At 74.7% G+C, this 16556-nt stretch carries 16 protein-coding genes; 6 read left to right on the top strand and 10 right to left on the bottom strand.

Features of this window, described 5'->3' with window-relative positions:
- The first annotated feature begins 29 nt into the window (after positions 1–29).
- Complete coding sequence (locus ACGF3J_RS21040; RefSeq protein WP_393854466.1) at positions 30–2375, top strand: SpoIIE family protein phosphatase; 2346 nt, start codon at positions 30–32, stop codon at positions 2373–2375.
- A 41-nt stretch (positions 2376–2416) separates the two neighbouring features.
- On the opposite strand, the gene ACGF3J_RS21035 is transcribed toward ACGF3J_RS21040, so the two are convergent.
- Positions 2417–3034: a DNA polymerase ligase N-terminal domain-containing protein gene (locus ACGF3J_RS21035; protein ID WP_161329226.1), complete on the bottom strand. Its 618-nt coding sequence runs from the start codon at positions 3032–3034 to the stop codon at positions 2417–2419.
- A gap of 50 nt (positions 3035–3084) precedes the next feature.
- Positions 3085–3915: an aldo/keto reductase gene (locus ACGF3J_RS21030; protein ID WP_161329227.1), complete on the bottom strand. Its 831-nt coding sequence runs from the start codon at positions 3913–3915 to the stop codon at positions 3085–3087.
- 153 nt (positions 3916–4068) lie between these two features.
- Between ACGF3J_RS21030 and ACGF3J_RS21025 the strand changes: the two genes are divergently transcribed.
- A complete protein-coding gene (locus ACGF3J_RS21025; protein WP_161329228.1) occupies positions 4069–5046 on the top strand; it encodes a TauD/TfdA family dioxygenase in 978 nt (325 codons plus the stop codon).
- 8 nt (positions 5047–5054) lie between these two features.
- Here ACGF3J_RS21025 and ACGF3J_RS21020 read toward each other — a convergent pair whose 3' ends face one another.
- Both ACGF3J_RS21020 and ACGF3J_RS21015 read right to left on the bottom strand, forming a co-directional pair.
- Complete coding sequence (locus ACGF3J_RS21020) at positions 5055–6557, bottom strand: metallophosphoesterase family protein (protein ID WP_393854465.1); 1503 nt, start codon at positions 6555–6557, stop codon at positions 5055–5057.
- 94 nt (positions 6558–6651) lie between these two features.
- The gene (locus ACGF3J_RS21015) at positions 6652–7272 is read right to left on the bottom strand and encodes an L-threonylcarbamoyladenylate synthase (protein WP_161331483.1); all 621 of its coding nucleotides are present in this window, start codon (positions 7270–7272) and stop codon (positions 6652–6654) included.
- A 160-nt stretch (positions 7273–7432) separates the two neighbouring features.
- Here ACGF3J_RS21015 and ACGF3J_RS21010 point away from each other — a divergent pair, with 160 nt between their 5' ends.
- Positions 7433–8962: a helix-turn-helix domain-containing protein gene (locus tag ACGF3J_RS21010; protein WP_393854464.1), complete on the top strand. Its 1530-nt coding sequence runs from the start codon at positions 7433–7435 to the stop codon at positions 8960–8962.
- A gap of 150 nt (positions 8963–9112) precedes the next feature.
- Here the strand turns inward: ACGF3J_RS21010 and ACGF3J_RS21005 are convergent, their stop codons facing one another.
- The 4 genes from ACGF3J_RS21005 to ACGF3J_RS20990 form a co-directional block, all read right to left on the bottom strand.
- A complete protein-coding gene (locus ACGF3J_RS21005) occupies positions 9113–10153 on the bottom strand; it encodes an NAD(P)-dependent alcohol dehydrogenase (RefSeq protein WP_161327641.1) in 1041 nt (346 codons plus the stop codon).
- Between the two features lie 43 nt (positions 10154–10196).
- On the bottom strand, positions 10197–10994 hold the full coding sequence (locus tag ACGF3J_RS21000) for an SDR family NAD(P)-dependent oxidoreductase (protein ID WP_161327642.1): 798 nt from the start codon (positions 10992–10994) through the stop codon (positions 10197–10199).
- Positions 10991–11671, bottom strand: coding sequence for a TetR/AcrR family transcriptional regulator (locus tag ACGF3J_RS20995; RefSeq protein ID WP_185832274.1), 681 nt, complete (start codon positions 11669–11671; stop codon positions 10991–10993). Before ACGF3J_RS20995 ends, ACGF3J_RS21000 begins: the two co-directional genes overlap by 4 nt.
- A gap of 106 nt (positions 11672–11777) precedes the next feature.
- Complete coding sequence (locus ACGF3J_RS20990) at positions 11778–12635, bottom strand: fructosamine kinase family protein (RefSeq protein ID WP_393854463.1); 858 nt, start codon at positions 12633–12635, stop codon at positions 11778–11780.
- A gap of 111 nt (positions 12636–12746) precedes the next feature.
- On the opposite strand from ACGF3J_RS20990, the gene ACGF3J_RS20985 reads away from it, so the two are divergent.
- Positions 12747–13070 (top strand): hypothetical protein, encoded by a 324-nt coding sequence (locus tag ACGF3J_RS20985; protein WP_125491581.1) that lies wholly within the window; start codon positions 12747–12749, stop codon positions 13068–13070.
- Between the two features lie 68 nt (positions 13071–13138).
- The gene (locus tag ACGF3J_RS20980; protein ID WP_161332312.1) at positions 13139–13903 is read left to right on the top strand and encodes a maleylpyruvate isomerase family mycothiol-dependent enzyme; all 765 of its coding nucleotides are present in this window, start codon (positions 13139–13141) and stop codon (positions 13901–13903) included.
- 15 nt (positions 13904–13918) lie between these two features.
- Here ACGF3J_RS20980 and ACGF3J_RS20975 read toward each other — a convergent pair whose 3' ends face one another.
- Positions 13919–15184: an SLC13 family permease gene (locus ACGF3J_RS20975; RefSeq protein ID WP_161332324.1), complete on the bottom strand. Its 1266-nt coding sequence runs from the start codon at positions 15182–15184 to the stop codon at positions 13919–13921.
- A 69-nt stretch (positions 15185–15253) separates the two neighbouring features.
- Entirely contained in the window at positions 15254–15787 is a 534-nt protein-coding gene (locus ACGF3J_RS20970) for a DoxX family protein (RefSeq protein WP_161332313.1), read from the bottom strand.
- Positions 15788–15910: 123 nt separating this feature from the next.
- Here ACGF3J_RS20970 and ACGF3J_RS20965 point away from each other — a divergent pair, with 123 nt between their 5' ends.
- Complete coding sequence (locus tag ACGF3J_RS20965) at positions 15911–16546, top strand: GNAT family N-acetyltransferase (protein ID WP_202559018.1); 636 nt, start codon at positions 15911–15913, stop codon at positions 16544–16546.
- Positions 16547–16556 lie beyond the last annotated feature (10 nt).

Below are 16556 nucleotides of genomic sequence, written 5' to 3'. Positions count from 1 at the left end.
CCGCTCCGTCCAGGGATGATCCTGGACGGATGGAGGAACTCTCCGCCGCGATGACCGTCGACGCCCGCGGAAGGGTGACGGGGTGGAGCGACGGCGCGCGGCGGCTCACGGGGTACCGGGCCGAAGAGGTCGTGGGACGCGCCGCGCGGGAGCTGCTCGCGCGGGACGTGCCCCCCGGCGGCACCCTGTCCGGCACCGCCGAGATCCGGCACCGGGACGGCTGCACGGTGCTCCTGCGGCTGCGCTCCTGCCCGCTGCTGGGCGCCGGCGGCGAACCGCTCGGCCACGCCGTGACCGCCGCCCCCGAGGGCCCGGGGCACGGCCTGATCGAACAGGCCGTCCAGCAGGCGTCCGTTTCGATGGCCGTCCTCGACCTCGAGCTGCGCTTCCTGCACGCCAACGACACCACGTGCCGCATGATGGGCCGCCCCGCCGAAGAGCTGATCGGCCGCAGCCTCCCCGAGACCCTGGCCCGGTCCGGGACCGGCCGGGGGACCTTCCTGCACCACCTGCGGCTCGCCGCCGAGCGCGGCCGGCCCGTCCAGTACGAGAGCTACTCGCGGGCCCCCGCCGGCACCCGCCCGCACGCCTGGACCGTCGAGATCTGGCCGGTCCACGACGCGTCCGGCGCGCTCGCCGCCGTCGCCGTGGCCGCGCTGGAGAGCACCGAGCAGCACCGGGCGCGGGAGCGGCTGGCGCTGCTCAACGCCGCCGGCGCGGTCGGCAGCACCCTCGACGTCGTGCGCACCGCCGAGGAGCTCGTCAACCTGCTCGTCCCGCGGTTCGCCGGCTTCGCCACCGTCGACCTGCTCGACTGGACCCTCGGCAGCGACGAGCCCGTCGCGGTGGCCACCGAGGACGGTGAGCTGCGCCGGGTGGCCCACGCCTGGGCGACCGAGGGCTTCCCCACCCCCGCCGTGCACCTGGGCGGAAACGAGGTCTACCCGCCCTACGCCCCGCCCGCCCGCGCGATGCGGGAGGGCCGCGTCGTCCTCAGCGGGCCCGGCGACCCCGACTTCGACCGCTGGATGCGGACGCGCGCGGCCGAGGCCCCGCACAACCGGCCGTTCCGCGAAGCCGTCTGCTCGCTGCTGTCCGTCCCGCTGCGGGCCCGCGGCACCACACTCGGCGTGGCCGTCGCCGCCCGGACCGCGCCCAGGGAGCCGTACGCCGCCGAGGACGCCGTACTGGCCGAGGAACTGGTCGGCCGGGCGGCCGTCTCCGTGGACAACGCCCGCCGCTTCGCCCGCGAACGCGCCACCGCCCTGGCGATCCAGCGCAGCCTGCTGCCCCGGGGCCTGCCCGGTCAGGCGGCGGTCGAGGTGGCCCACCGCTATCTCCCCACCGCGTCGGCGGCCGGCATCGGCGGCGACTGGTTCGACGTGATCCCGCTGTCCGGCACCCGCGTCGGCCTCGTCGTCGGCGACGTCGTGGGCCACGGCATCCCGTCCACGGCGACGATGGGCCGCCTGTGCACGGCCGTCCGCACCCTCGCCGACGTGGACCTGCCGCCCGACGAGCTCCTCACCCACCTCGACGACCTGGTGACCCACCTCGCGGCCGTCCGTGAGACGGACGACGGCGGCGAGGTCGCCGAACTCGGCGCCACCTGCCTCTACGCCGTCTACGACCCCGTCTCCCGCCGCCTGGCCCTCGCGGCCGCCGGCCACCCCGCGCCCGCGATCCTGCTGCCCGACGGCACCACGCGGCTCGTCCCCGTGAGCGCCGGACCACCGCTCGGCGTCGGCGGGCTGCCCTTCGAGGCGACCGAGCTGGAACTGCCCGAGGGCTCCGTGGTCGCCCTCTACACCGACGGTCTGGTCGAGGACCGGGAACGCGACCGCGACGTCGACCACGCCACGGCGGAACTGTGCCGAGCCCTGGCCGCGCCCGCGCACTCCCTCGACGCCCTGTGCGACGGCGTGCTCAAGGCCGTGCTGCCCGAGGAGCCCGCCGACGACGTCGCGCTGCTGCTGGCGCGCACCCGGGCCCTGGGCGAGGACCGGATCCGCACCTGGGACGTCCACCCCGACCCCGCCCACGTCGCGGCGACCCGGCGCTCCGTCATCGAGCAGCTGACGGAGTGGGGGCTCGACGAGACGGCCTTCGTCACCGAACTCGTCGTCAGCGAACTGGTCACCAACGCCATCCGCTACGGCGAACCCCCCATCCAGCTGCGCCTCATCCGGCACACCGCGCTCATCTGCGAGGTCTCCGACGCCAGTTCCACCTCCCCCCACCTGCGCCGGGCCCACGCCTACGACGAGGGCGGCCGGGGCCTGCTCCTGGTCGCCCAGCTCACCCAGCGCTGGGGCAGCCGGCAGACGGACACCGGCAAGACCATCTGGGCGGAACAGCCCCTGCCCGCGCGGTGACCCGCCCGGCACCCGCCCCGGCGGCCGGAACGCGCCGCCGCCTACCCGTCCTCGGCCGCGACCCGGGCCAGTGTGCGGCCGGTGCGCGCGGACCGGGCCCGCCGGGGATCCGGGGCTCCTCGCCCGCGCCCGCCGCCGGCCGTCCGCACCAGCAGCCACGCCACCTCCCCGTCGCCCGCGCCACCGTCCGGCCCGCCGCGGAACCGGGTCAGCGCGTACTCCCCGCGCAGCTTCGAGCCGTGCAGCCGGAACCTGGCGTGGCCGTGCGCCAGCGACTCGGCGAAGTCGACCGGCCGGCCCCGGCGGTCGTGGCTCAGCGGCTCGTAGCCGCCGCGGTCCCACACGATGACCGTGCCGCCCCCGTACTCGCCCGCCGGGATCACGCCCTCGAACTCCTCGTACTCCAGCGGGTGGTCCTCGGTCGGCACCGCGAGCCGTTTGTCGCTCGGATCCGCCGGCGGGCCCTTCGGTACCGACCAGGACTTCAGTACGTCGCCCACCTGCAGCCGGAAGTCGAAGTGGAGGGTGCTCGCGTCGTGGATCTGCACGACGAAGCGCGGCCGCCCGTCCCCGGCGGCCGCTCCGCGCCCCGCGGGCTCACCGGTCCGGCCGAAGTCCCGTTTGCCGCGGTACTCCCGCAGCCCGTTCGCGTCGCCCACCTGCCGCTCCTTCCCGGGAGACCGACACCGACCGGGACCGGGTACCCCGGTCAGAACTCCTCGTGCACCTCCGGGTCGCCGCCGATCCGCCGGCGCGCCCGGTCGGCCACGGCCCGCATCTGCTCCGCGTCCAGTTCGAAGCCGAAGACGTCCAGGTTGGCCCGCTGCCGCGCCGGGTCGCCCGACTTCGGGATGGGCACCGCGCCCAGCTGGGTGTGCCACCGCAGGACGGCCTGGGCCGGCGTCACCCCGTGCGCGTCGGCGACCGCGGCGACGGCGGGGTCGTCCAGCAGGTCGCTGCCGCGGCCCAGCGGGCTCCAGCTCTCGGTGCGGATGCCCTTGCGCTCGTGGAAGGCGCGCAGCTCGTCCTGCGGGAACAGCGGGTGCAGCTCGATCTGGTTGACGGACGGCAGGACGCCGGTCTCCTTCTCCAGCCGCTCGATGTGCTCCGCGGTGAAGTTGGAGACGCCCACGGAGCGCACCAGGCCGTCCTCGCGCAGCTTGATCATGGCCTTCCAGGAGTCGACGTACTTGTCCACCCGCGGCAGCGGCCAGTGGATCAGGTACAGGTCGACGTACTCCAGGCCCAGCCGGGCCCGGGACTCCTCGAACGAGGCGAGCGTCTCCTCGTAGCCGTGGTGCCGGCCGGGCAGCTTGGTCGTCACGACGATCTCCTCGCGGGGGACCCCGCCGGCGGCCACCCCGCGGCCGACGCCGATCTCGTTGCGGTAGTTCGTCGCCGTGTCGATCAGCCGGTACCCCGTCTCCAGGGCCGTACGGACCGCCTCCTCGGCCTCGTCGTCCTTCATCGGCCAGGTGCCGAGGCCCAGTGCGGGGAGCGTGGTGCCGTCGTTGAGCGTGTACGCCGGGATGCTGATCACCGTGAGACCTTCCCTCGACCGTGCGCGGCGGTTGCCACCCGTCCAGCCTCGCCCACCGGGGGACCGGTGATCAACCGGACGGCGTGCGGGCGGGTCTGCCACGATCGGTGCCGAAGCCGGAACGGACGGACCACACCGACCAACGGAGCACGCATGACGACGGACAGGACGACGGCGGACCGCGCGACGGCAGGGGCGGGGCAAGTCGAGGTGAAGCCCGTCGCGGGGCACATCGGCGCCGAGATCCACGGCGTCGACCTGGCGGCCGGCCTCGACGCGGCGCAGGTCGCCGCGGTCCGGGCGGCGGTGCTGCGCTGGAAGGTGGTGTTCTTCCGGGACCAGCGCCTCGACCACGCCGGCCACGTCGCCCTCGCGCGCCTCTTCGGCGAGCCGGTCGTCCTGCCCCGGCGCGGCAAGGCGTCACCGGCCGGATTCCCGGAGATCGAGACGACCGCCGACCGGCTGGAGCTGGGCGGACGGTTCGGCATGGAGCACGACGAGTGGCTGCGCCGCCGGCGCCACACCCTGCTGCGCGGCTGGCACTGCGACCACGGAGCCCGCGTCGACCCCCCGGCCGCGACGATCCTGCGGGCCGAGACGGTACCGCCGTACGGCGGCGACACCACTTGGGCGAACCTCGCCGCCGCCTACGCCGGACTGTCCGCCCCGATGCGCGCCTTCGCCGACACCCTGCGCGCCGAACACCGCCTCGGCGTCGGCTACCAGCCCCGGCCCGGCGACGACGCCTACGTCCGGCACCTGCTCGACCACCAGACGGCGACCGTGCACCCGCTGGTCCGCGTCCATCCGGAGACGGGCGAGCGGGTGCTGTTCGTCAACGGCTACTACGTCGAGCAGATCACCGGACTTTCCCGGCCCGAGAGCGCCGCCGTCCTGGACCTGCTCCTCGAACAGGCCACCCGCCCCGAGTACACGGTCCGCTTCCGCTGGGAGCCCGGCAGCGTCGCCTTCTGGGACAACCGGGCCACCATCCACCTGGCCCCGAGCGACAACGCCCACCTCGACCACCCCAGGACCATGCACCGCGTGATGCTCGCCGGAGACGTGCCCGCCGGGGTCGACGGCACCCCGTCCGAGCCCCTCACCGGCAGCGAACCGGGCCGCTGGTGACCCTCGGGTCAGACGAGCGGGATCGTCACCTCGTCCTCCACCGGCGGGTCCAGCTCCTGCGCCCGGTTGCCGGTGGCGGCGTGGCAGCGCAGCCGCACCGCCTCCGGGGAGACGTCCAGGCGCAGGAAGCACTTGAAGAACGGCGGGCTGTAGGTCGCCGAACCCGGTGAGAACACCTGCGTGTAGACCTTGCGAACCGGCAGCCGGAACCGCTTCTTGTGCTCCGGCCGCCGTGCGGTGCCGAGCAGCCCGGCGACCAGCCGGGTGCGCCGGGTGACGCGTGCGCCCTCGCCCGGGGCGCGGCCCGTGCGGATGCCGAGGCGTTCGGCGATCACGGCCGTCGCCTCGGCCTCCGTGAGCGTGAAGAAGCGGCGCATCCGCAGCCGGCGCCCGTAGAGCGCGCTGTAGAAGGCCAGCGAGTCGCCGCGCAGCGGGTAGGAGCGGAAGTCGTCCTCGGTGACGCCGCCCACCGAGACGCGCGGGATCGTGTGGGTGGCGTGCATGAACGCGCCGCCGCCGCCCGCGACGACGTACTGGATGGTGCGGCCGTCCACGTCGACGGGGTAGCGCTGGTAGTTGTGGATGTCGCCGCCGATCGCCGCGACGTAGTGGTGGGCCGGGTCGCGGACGATGTCGTCGACCGTGCCGCCGCCCTCGATGGCGCAGGGCTGCCGCTCGCCGTCGACGTAGAGCGGCGAGCCGGTCACCAGGATCTTCGGCCGGGGCCCCGCGGACACCTCCCGCAGCCAGGCGCCCTGCGCGGCGTCGACCGTGCCGAGCAGCCCGGTGTCGATGCCGACGATCCGCACCGGTCCGGCGTCGATCGCCCAGTACGGTCCGGGCTGGTCGGCCCACTGTTCGGGCGCGGACCGCAGCTTGCGCGCCTCGTCCAGGTGCCGTCCGTCGTCCGGGTCGGCCCGGTGCCACAGCAGCGACCGCAGCCACGCCGGGGTGAGCGGACGGGGCCCCGGAGCGGGCGGCGGGGGCGACGCGTCGTCGCAGAAGACCCGCATGAAGCCGCCCAGGTCCTCGTACCAGTCGTGGTTGCCCGGTATCGCGTAGATCGGCGCCGGGTAGTCGCGGTACGGGCGGAAGAACTTCGTGCCGTAGTCGTCGGCGCTGCCCACCGGGTAGATCACGTCGCTGGCGAGGACGGCGAAGCGGGTGTCCTGACCGGCCTTCAGCAGGCCGGGCACGACGGCGTACTGGGGGTCGTCGCCCTCTCCGGTGTCGCCGATGACGAGGAACGAGAACCGGTCCGGGTCCGTCCGCCGGATCACCTTGTCGGCTGGCACCCCGGCCGCCGTCCGCTGCGCCACCCAGCGGTCCCGGGTGCGGCCGGTGGGGTCCCCGAACCAGGAGGCCAGCACGCCGTTGCGGGCGGCCCACAGGGTTCTCGGGTCGAGCCAGGACAGCTTCTCGGTGTGCCGCGGCATGAGGTCTCGGTAGGCGCCGGGCTCGGCGGAGCCCCAGCCGGCGCCTTCGGCGGTATCGCGTGAGGAGTCAGACACCCCGGCACGGTAACAACGCCCCGAGCCGCGGCGCGACGAGGGGAGTCCCGCCCAACTCCGTTGTCGGACGGGTCGCTTCGGCGGCCGCCCGCTCCTACTCGAAGCGGGAGGTGTCTCCGGCGCCGTACCGCACGATCTCCGCCTCGCCCCCGGAGAAGTCGACGACCGTCGTCGGTTCGGTACCGCAGTCCCCGGAGTCGATCACCGCGTCCACCACGTGGTCGAGCCGGTCCTTGATCTCCCAGCCCTGCGTCATCGGCTCCTCCTCGCCGGGCAGCAGCAGCGTGCTGGACAGCAGGGGCTCGCCCAGTTCGGTGAGCAGGGCCTGGGTGACGACGTGGTCGGGGATGCGCACGCCCACGGTCTTCTTCTTGGGGTGCTGGAGCATGCGCGGCACCTCACGCGTCGCCGGCAGGATGAAGGTGTAGCTGCCCGGGGTGGACGCCTTGATCGCCCGGAACACGTCGTTGTCGATCTGCACGAACTGGCCGAGCTGCGCGAAGTCCTGGCACACCAGGGTGAAGTGGTGCCGGTTGTCCAGTTGCCGGATCGACCGGATGCGGTCGATGCCGTCGCGGCTGCCCAGTCGGCAGCCCAGCGCGTAGCAGGAGTCCGTCGGATACGCGATCAGCGCGTCGGACCGGACGCTGTCGGCGACCTGCGCGATGCTGCGCGGCTGGGGGTTCTCGGGGTGCACGTCGAAGTACTTCGCCATTCACCGAGCTTATGCCCGTCCGCGTGCCACGGCCGACAGGCCCGGTCGGCCGCCCCGCCCGAACCTTCCGCGGGGCCTCGCACCGGGCCCGCGTGCGGGGCCATGAGGTAACGTCCCCGGCCTGGGCCGAGGGCGAGGCGAGGACGAGGAGAAGGCCGACGTGGCGGGCCGAGCGGACGGGACGGGACAGCGGGCGGCGGGAGCCGCCGAGCACGCGGGATGGGCCGAGGAACTCCTCGACCACCTGCGGCCGGCCGGCCGCGACCCGGACAGGGTCATGACCTGGCTGGCCGGCGCCGTGGACGCCGCCGTCTCGCTCCAGGACGGCACCGGCCGCCTGCTGGCCGGCGCCCGGCTCCCGCTGGACGAGGGCCTGGTCGCGGACATCACCGGCGGCCGCATCGCTTCCGCCGCCCTGGAGGACGCGGGCCGCCGGATGCGGCTCGTCCGCGTGGCCCGCTCCCACCCGGCGCCCGACGCCGTCCTCGCCGTCGCCCGCGAGACCCCCTTCGACCGGCGGGCCTCCGACATCGTCACGCACACCGCCCAGGTACTGGAGCTGCTGCTGGCCGGGAACGAGTCGGCCGCGGCCGGACACCGGCTGCGGCGGGCCACCTCCGACCTGCGCCTGGCCATCCTGCAACTGCTGATGGTGGAGGACACCGTCTCCGCCCGCCGGGTGGCCGCCGGACTCTGGCCCGGCCTCCTCGACACCGACACGGCCTGTGTGTACGTAGTGGAGAGCAGCCCCGGGGAGCGGGACCGCCTGGCCGAGGAGTGCGTGTCGGCGACGGCGGAAGGGGCGCTGGTCGTGCGCTGCCCGGCGATGGACGGACACGTCATCGTCCTCGCCCCCCGGGACTCGGCCGGCCGGGAGCTGCGCACGCTCGTCGGCGGGCTGCCCGGCGTGTTCCTCGGGGGAAGTGCCCGGCAGGGGCTCGCCCGCACCGCCGCCGCGTACGGGCAGGCGGTGAGCGCCCTGGCCGTCGCCCGGTTCCGGCCGGAGCAGACGGCCGTGTACGCCGAGCGGACCCGCCCCGAGCTGCTCATGGAGCCCGCCTCCCTGTACGGCTGGACGGCCCGGGTGCTGAGCCCGCTCGACGGCCTGCCGCACCACACCCGAGCCGAACTGCTGGCCACCACCCGGCTCGGCCTGGAGTTCACCGCCGTCAACACGGCGAAGATCCTCGGGGTCAGCCGCAACACGGTCCGGGCCCGCATGGACCGCGTCGAGGGTCTGCTGCGCACCGACTTCACCGACCTGACCGTCCGCGCCGCCGTCCACCTCGCCCTGAACTCGCAGGTCGGCCTCGCCGAGCCGCCGGATGGGACCGCCCCCGAACGGCCCGGGGCGGGCCTCACCGACCTGCTGTCCGGGCCCGCGCTGCGTACCTGGGCCGCGGACCTGCTCGGCCGCCTGGCGCCGGACGGCCGGGACCTGCGGCGCACGCTGCGCACCTGGATCGCGGTCGGCGGCAACGCCGAGCGGGCCGCCCAGCGGCTCGGGATGCACGCCCAGACCGTCCGCGAGCACGTCCGCAGCGCGGAGCCGGTTCTCGAACGCCAGCTGCTCGCCGCCGGCAGCGACCTGTACGAGGTCGTACTGGCCCACCTCGCCGAGGGAGACCTCGGCGGACCGCCGCTGCCCGGGACGAAACCGGGCCATCCGGACTCACCTGTGCACGGGTGAGTCCTCCGGGCCCGCCAGCGGGCACCGGCACGATTCACAACGCCGGAGCCGTTCACGTAGGTTCGACCGCACCGGGGGCACGACCGGAACGGGGGACCGGTCGCGCCCCCGACCCCGTCGCGCGGACGGCCGGGTACCGGGGGGGGCCGGTCAGCCGTGCGGCAGGATCACCGCGCGGCCGTTGACCTCGCCCGCGTGCAGCCGCTCGTACGCGAGGGGCGCGTCGTCCAGCGTGTACGTCTCGGTGTGCACCGACACGGCGCCCGAGCGGGCCAGGTCCAGCACCTCGATCAGTTCGCTCCGGCTGCCCCAGTAGGGCGCGGTGACCGACACCTCGAACGGCAGCACGCCGAACCCGACGGGGAGCGTGCCGCCGCCGATGCCGACCAGCGTGACATCGCCCTCGACGGCGGCGACGGCGCCCGCGGTCCGCACGGTCGGCGCCACACCGACGAAGTCGAACACGGCCTCCGCGCCCAGACCGCCGGTCAGTTCGCGCACCGCGTCCGCGGCCTTCGCGTCCGACAGCACCACCTCGTGGGCGCCCACCTCGCGGGCGAGGCGCAGCTTGTCCTCGCCGACGTCGAGGGCGACGACCCGGGCGGACGTCAGCGCCCGCAGCAGCTGGACGGCGACGTGACCGAGACCGCCGGCCCCGATGACCACCGCGGTCGAGCCGGGCACCAGCTTGGGCAGCGACCGCTTGATCGCGTGGTACGGCGTCAGCCCGGCGTCGGTCAGCGGAACGGCCGCGACGGGGTCGAGCCCGTCCAGGGGCACCAGGTGCCGGGCGTCGTCGACCAGCAGATACTCGGCCATCGACCCCGGCCGCCCCAGTCCCGGCGGGCGGATGCCCAGTGCGTCGGCCCGCAGGCAGTAGTTCTCCTTGCCCTCCGCGCACTTGGCGCAGCTGCCGCAGCCCCAGGGCCCGTACACGGCCACCGCGTCGCCCTCGGTCAGCCCGGTCACCCCGGCGCCGAGCGCGGCCACCGTGCCGACGCCCTCGTGGCCGAGGGTGAGGGGAAGCTCGTAGGGGAAGGCCTCGGCAGGCCAGCCCATCACCGCGATGTCGGAGTGGCAGACGCCGGCCGCGGTCACCTTCAGCAGCACCTGGCCGGGGCCGGGTTCCGGGTCGGGGACCGTGACGACCTCGGGCGGTGCCCCGATGGTGCGGTACTGCAGTGCCCTCATGGTCGAACTCCTTCTCTCTCCCCCCGGGTTGTGTGACGGACGCTCAGACGGCCGTGTAGGCGCCGTCGACCAGGTGGTAGCCGCCCGCCACGAAGGACGCCCGGTCCGACAGCAGGAAGGCGATCAGCTCGGCGACCTCCTCGGAACGCCCGAGCCGCCCGGCCGGGTGCAGGGCGACCAGGCCCTCGTAGGCGGCCTCGTCCATGGACTTCAGCAGCGGCGTGTCGATGAAGCCGGGGCCGACCGCGTTGACCCGGATGCCCTTGGCGGCGTATTCGGCGCCGGCGGTCCTGGTCAGCCCGACGACGCCGTGCTTGGCGGCGACGTAGGCGGGAGAGCCCGCGAAGCCGACGGAACCGAGGATGGAGGCGACGTTGACGATGGCGCCGCCCCTGCCCGCGGCCTCCATGACGGGCAGTTCGTAGCGCATCGAGTAGAAGACGCCGTCCAGGTTGGTGCGGACGACCCGCTGGTAGGCGTCGACGTCGTACGCGCCGGTCGGGGCGCTCGGGCCGCCGATGCCCGCGTTGTTCACGGCCAGGTCCAGGGTGCCGAACGTGTCGACGGTGAACCGCACGGCGGCCTCGACGGACTCCGGGCTGGTCACGTCCAGTTCGACGGCGGCGGCCTCGACGCCCTCCGCGGTCAGTTCGGCGACGGCCTTGCGGGCGCCCTCGGCGTTGTGGTCGGCGACGACGACGCGGGCGCCGGCCGCGCCGAGGCGGTGGGCGGTGGCCAGGCCGATGCCTGAGGCGGCGCCGGTGACGAGGGCGGTGCGGCCGGCGAACTCGGGGGCGGAGCCGGTGGGCGGTGTCGCGGTGGTGGTGCCGGTGGTGCTCATGGTGCTTGTTCTCTGTCTTCCTCTGTGCTGGCGGGGGTCGCGGCCGCGGCCTCCGAGATCAGGGCGTCGTAGGCCCGCTCCACGAGGGCGGCGAGGTCTGCGGCTCCCGAGTCCGGCGCGTCACCGCGCGCCCACAGGCGCAGGGCGGCGATCAGGACTCCGGCGGCGGCGTCGACGAGGGCGGCCGGGCGCACGTCCCGGGCGTCGTCGGTGCCGAGTCTTTCGGCGACGATGCGGATCGACTCCTCCTGGGCGTCGACCCGGATGCGCTGGTAGGCGGCGAACAGGTCGGGCTCGGTGTCGGCCAGGGCCACCAGCCGGCGCATCCGGGGGCGGACGTGCCAGGCCGGGTCCTCCCCGTCGGCCAGCCAGTCGCGCACCGCCCGGCGGTAGGCGAGCAGCGGCGGCTCGTCGGCGGGGCGGGCGCGCAGCAGCTCGTTGATGCGGGCGCCGTCCCGGCGGACGAAGTCGAGGGCTGCGTCCTCCTTCCCGGCGAAGTGCCGGCTGAACGTGCGGCGCGTGACGTCCGCGCGCTCGGCGATGGCCTCCACCGTGGTCGCCGCCGAACCGCGCTCCAGGAGCAGGTCGCAGGCGGCGGTGGCCAGCGCGTCCCGGGTCTGCCGGGCCTTGCGCTGCCGTCGGTCCTCGGTGGCGGGGGAGGGCTTCGTTGCCGTCATGCGTTCGAGCGTACACCCAGTAATGTCCCATTGGGACATTTGGCTCAGCGGGACACGTGACCCGGCGAGACATGACAGGTCCAGGAGCGCCGGATCCGCCCGGCCCTCAGCCCGCCGCGCGTGCCACCGCGAGGGCCTGTTCGGCGTACCCGCGTCCGAACAGGACGGCGTGCACCAGCAGCGGGAACAACTGGTGCAGGCCGACGCGGCCGGCCCAGCCGTCGGCGAGCGGCGCGCTCTCCTCGTACGCCGCCGTGATGCGCTCCAGGTGCGGGCAGCCGAACAGGCGCAGCATCGCCAGGTCGGTCTCCCGGTGCCCGCCGTGCGCCGCCGGGTCGATCAGGTGGACGTGCCCGTCCTCGCCCCAGAGCACGTTGCCGTTCCACAGGTCGCCGTGCAGCCGGGCCGGCGGCTCCGCGGGACCCGCGAGGCCGGGCAGCCGCTCGCAGACCCGCTCGACATCGGCCGCTTCGTCCCCCGTGACGGTGCCGTCGTCCACCGCACGGCGCAGATACGGCAGGACGCGGTGCTCGGCGTACCAGGACGGCCAGTCGCTCCCGACGGCGTTGCGCATCGGGGCGAGCCCGATGTACGCCTCCTCGGGCCCGCCGGGCGGGGCGGCCCCGAACGCGGGCGCACCGGCGGCGTGCAGGGCGGCCAGCTCCCGGCCGAACCGGTCCGCCGCCGCCACCCCCGGCGGGCCCTGCGCCACCCGGTCGACGACCAGCCGGCGCTCGTCGTGCCCGTGCACCACCGGGACCCGCGCCGCACCGGCCGCTGCCAGCCAGCGCAGCCCGGCGGCCTCGGCCCGCACGGCACCCGGGCCGTCCACGACCTTGACCACCACCGTGCGGCCGTCGTCCAGGACGACCTCGCCGAGCGAACCGGACAGCCGGCGCTCCGCGGTCGCCGGCCGGCCGGTGAACCGCGCCGCGACGTCCGAGTACGAGGAGTCGGAGCCCACGGCCGCCAGCCTAGGGCCGCTCCGCCCTGCCCGCCCCCGACTGCCGCCGACCCGGTGAAAAACGCGCGGTACGCCGATCGAAGACGGGCGGGGCGGGGGAGCAGTGGGACTATGACCAGTTCAGCGTTCCAACGCACCATCATCCTGCCCGCCCCCGTGTGCCGGCAGGCCGCACAGCACCTCGAACACGCGGTGCAGAAGGCCATCGACGGTGCCGCGACGCCCTGGCGTGCCTTCCGCACCGCCGACGGCGACGACTTCGCGTTCTCGGTGCCGGTCGTCGAGCAGGCCGCGGGCTGCCTGCTGGTGCTGGCCGCCGAGAGCGCCCAGAGCCTGCGCCCCTCCGCGCTGCGCGCCCTGATCACCGTCGCGCTGCACCTGCGGGACGCCGCCGAGGCCGTCCGCCGCCCCGCGCTGCCCACCGGGGCCTGGTGAACACCGGAGCGCACCCGGGCAACCAAAAGACCGTACCGCGCTCCTGAACATGTGTTTGGCTCTGCGGCATGGAGTTCACGCGCTTCCTCGACTGCCTCGCGGCCGACTACGACCGTATGCGGACCGTCGTCGGGACCGACGCCGACGCCGCGGTGCCGACCTGCCCCGGCTGGACGGTCGCCGATCTGACCCGCCACGTCGGCGAGGTCTACCTGCACAAGACCGTCGCCATGCGCGAGGGCGTCGAGCCCGAGCCCTGGCCGCCGAAGGAGTTCGCCGAGGAGGAGCCGGCCGCGCTGCTCGACCGGGGATACACGGCGCTGCGCGCCGAGTTCGCCACTCGCGCCCCCGGGGACGCGGCCGCCGGCTGGTACGGCCCCGACCAGAGCGTCGGCTTCTGGATCCGGCGGATGGCCCAGGAGACCGTCGTCCACCGCATCGACGCCGAACTCGCCACCGGCCGGCCCGTCACCCCCGTACCGGACGACCTCGCCGTCGACGGGATCGACGAACTGCTCAAGGTCTTCGTCTCGTTCGCCGTCGCCGAGTGGGCCGAGTACTTCACCGGGATCCTGGACGGCTCACCGGGTCGCACGTTCCTCGTGCGGGCCGGTGACGCGGTCTGGCGGGTGCGCACCGGGCCGGGGGAGTTCGCCGTGACGGACGGCGCCGGTGACGGCACGGCCGACGTGACGCTGAGCGGCGCCCCGGAGGCGGTATTGCGCCGGCTCTGGAACCGGACGGGCACCCAGGACGACGACGGCGTGCGCGTCGAGGGCGCTCCCGAGGCCGTCGAGGAACTGCGGCGCTGCATCGTCGTCGCGACCCAGTGAGACCCGGGGGCGGCGTCAGGTGCCGATGAGGCGCAGCGCCCCCCACAGGGCCACGGTCGACGCCGCGACCGTGGCCGGCACGGTGAGCAGCCCCAGCAGCGTGAACCGGGCGAGGCTCACCTCGATGCCGTGCCGGTGCAGGATCCGCCGCCAGAGCAGGGTGGCGAGCGAGCCTACGTAGGTGAGATTCGGGCCCAGGTTCACGCCGATCAGCACCGCGAGCACGTGCGCCGGACCGGCGGGCGCGGCCAGCGGGAGCAGGGCGAGGACGGCCGGCAGGTTGTTGACGACGTTGGCCAGCACCGCGGCCACCGCCGCCACCCCGAGCAGCGCCGGCAGCGAGTCCCCGTCCGGCAGCAGCCGCCCGAGCCCGGACGCCGGGCCGCCCGTCACCACCGCCTCCACCACGACACCGAGGGCCAGCACGAACACGCAGAACAGCGGCGACGCGGCGCCCACCATCTCCCGCGGCGTGACATGCCGTCGGGCCAGCGCCCGCAGACCGAGCACCAGAACGCCGCCCAGGGCCGCCCACGCGGGGTCGAGCCCGACGGGGGAGGAGAGGGCGAACCCCGCCAGGGTCAGGGCCACGACGACGACGGTGAACCGGGGGACTGTCGGCGTGACACTGGCGGCCGCCCCCGGCGCGGCCGCCGGCTCGTTCAGGTCCGCGCGGAAGAAGCGACGGAAGACGGCGTACTCCACGGCGATCGCGGCCAGCCAGGGCAGCGTCATCAGCGCGGCGAACCGGGTGAAGCTCAGGCCGCTGGCCGTGAACGCCAGCAGGTTGGTCAGGTTCGAGACCGGCAGCAGCAGCGAGGCGGAGTTCGACAGGTGCGCCGTGGCGTACACGTGCGGGCGGGCGCGGGCACCCGCCCGGGACGCGGTGGCGAGGACCACGGGGGTGAGCAGGACCGCGGTGGCGTCCAGGCTCAGCACGGCCGTGACCGCGCAGGCCACGCCGAACACGCCGGTCAGCAGACGCCGCGGGCTGCCCCCGCAGCGGCGGGCCACGGCCGCGCCGACGGCCTCGAACAGGCCCTCCTTCGCGCACAGGTAGGCCAGCATCAGCACCAGCGCGAGGAAGACGACCACCGGCAGCAGCGTGCGTGTCTCCTCCCACGCCTGCTGCGGGGTCACCAAGCCGAGCGCCACGGCGAACACGGCGGCGGGTACGGCGGCCACCGCCTCCGGCAGCCCGCGCGGACGCAGCACGGCGAAGGCCAGGACGCCCAGCAGCAGGACGAGGGGGACGGCCTCGGAGAGGACGGTGGTACTCAGGACTTCTCTCCTCGGATGCCCGCGACGGCCTCTGCGGCCGGTGCGGCCTGGCTGGAGCTGCCGATTCTGTCAGTGGCCCAGCTTCGCCCGGACGCCGCCCACGGTCGCGGCCGGGCGGGCCGTGGCCCGCACCGAACGCTGGACCAGGTGGGCGTCGTGCCGCACCCCCTTGGTGGCGTGCCGCCCCCGCCACAGGAGGGACGGCCGGCCCGCGGTGTCGTCGGCCGCGATCAGCAGGCCGCCCATCATGGCGAGGTTCTTGAGGAAGTGGATGCGCTGCTGCGCACGGTCCCCCGGGTCCTCCGCCTCCCAGAAGCGGTGCCCCGCCAGCGTGGTGGGCACCAGCGTCGCGGCCAGGGCCAGCGCGGCCACCCGGGGGCAGCGGCCCAGCCCCAGCATGATCCCGCCCACGACGTGCACGGCCCCGTTGAGCCGTACGAGTTGTTCGGTGCCGTCCGGCAGCGCCGACACCCGCTCGGTCACCGGCCGCACGACCGGCTCGGCCGCCGGTGCGACGTCCTGGGGCCTGCGCAGGGAATGCAGACCGCCCGCGACGAACATCGAGGCGAGCATCGGGCGGCCGGCCGTACGCAGAAGACTCATGACGCGTTCTCGCTCTCTTCGAGGGTGTCGCAAGGTGTCGCTCACTCAGATCATCGAATGCCCGGTTCGTCCGGCGCCATTCGGCCACTACTTGTGGGAGCGCTCCCAGGGCGGGAGAATGGCATGGTGATCCAGACTGCCGCCGTACGTCCCTACCGTCCCGCCGACGCCGCCGCGCTCGACGACATCTGCGTCCGCACCGCGCACAACGGCCGCGACAGCCGGCCCGTGTACGCCGACCCCTCCGTACTGCCCGCAATCTTCGCCGCCCCGTACGTCCATCTGGACCCCGGCCTGGCCTTCGTGCTGGACGACGGGGAGGGGCGGGCGGTCGGCTACATCCTCGGTACGGCGGACACACCGCGCTTCGCCGCGGAGTTCCGCTCCACGTGGCTGCCGCGGGTCGCGGACCGCTATCCGGCGCCGCAGGGTCCGCCCGACGGCCCGGACGCGGTGATGGCCGGGCTGCTGCACGATCCCGAGCGGATGATCGTCCCCGAACTGGCCGCCTACCCGGCGCATCTGCACATCGACCTGCTGCCCGGCTGGCAGGGGCGCGGGTACGGCCGGGCGCTGATGCGGGAGTTCTGGCGGGCGCTGCGGGAGCGCGGCGTACCGGCCGTCCACCTGGTCATGGCCACCGCCAACACGCAGGCCAGGGCCTTCTACGACCGGATGGGCTTCCAGGAGATCGAGGTGGCGGGCATGGATCCCGCGGACGTCACCTGCCTGGGACGGGCGACGGAGGACGACGCCTGACGACGCCCGG

Origin of the sequence: Streptomyces sp. NPDC048171 (assembly GCF_043202655.1) — a bacterium.
Lineage (GTDB): Bacteria > Actinomycetota > Actinomycetes > Streptomycetales > Streptomycetaceae > Streptomyces.
This window is presented reverse-complemented; position numbering and strand designations above follow the sequence as displayed.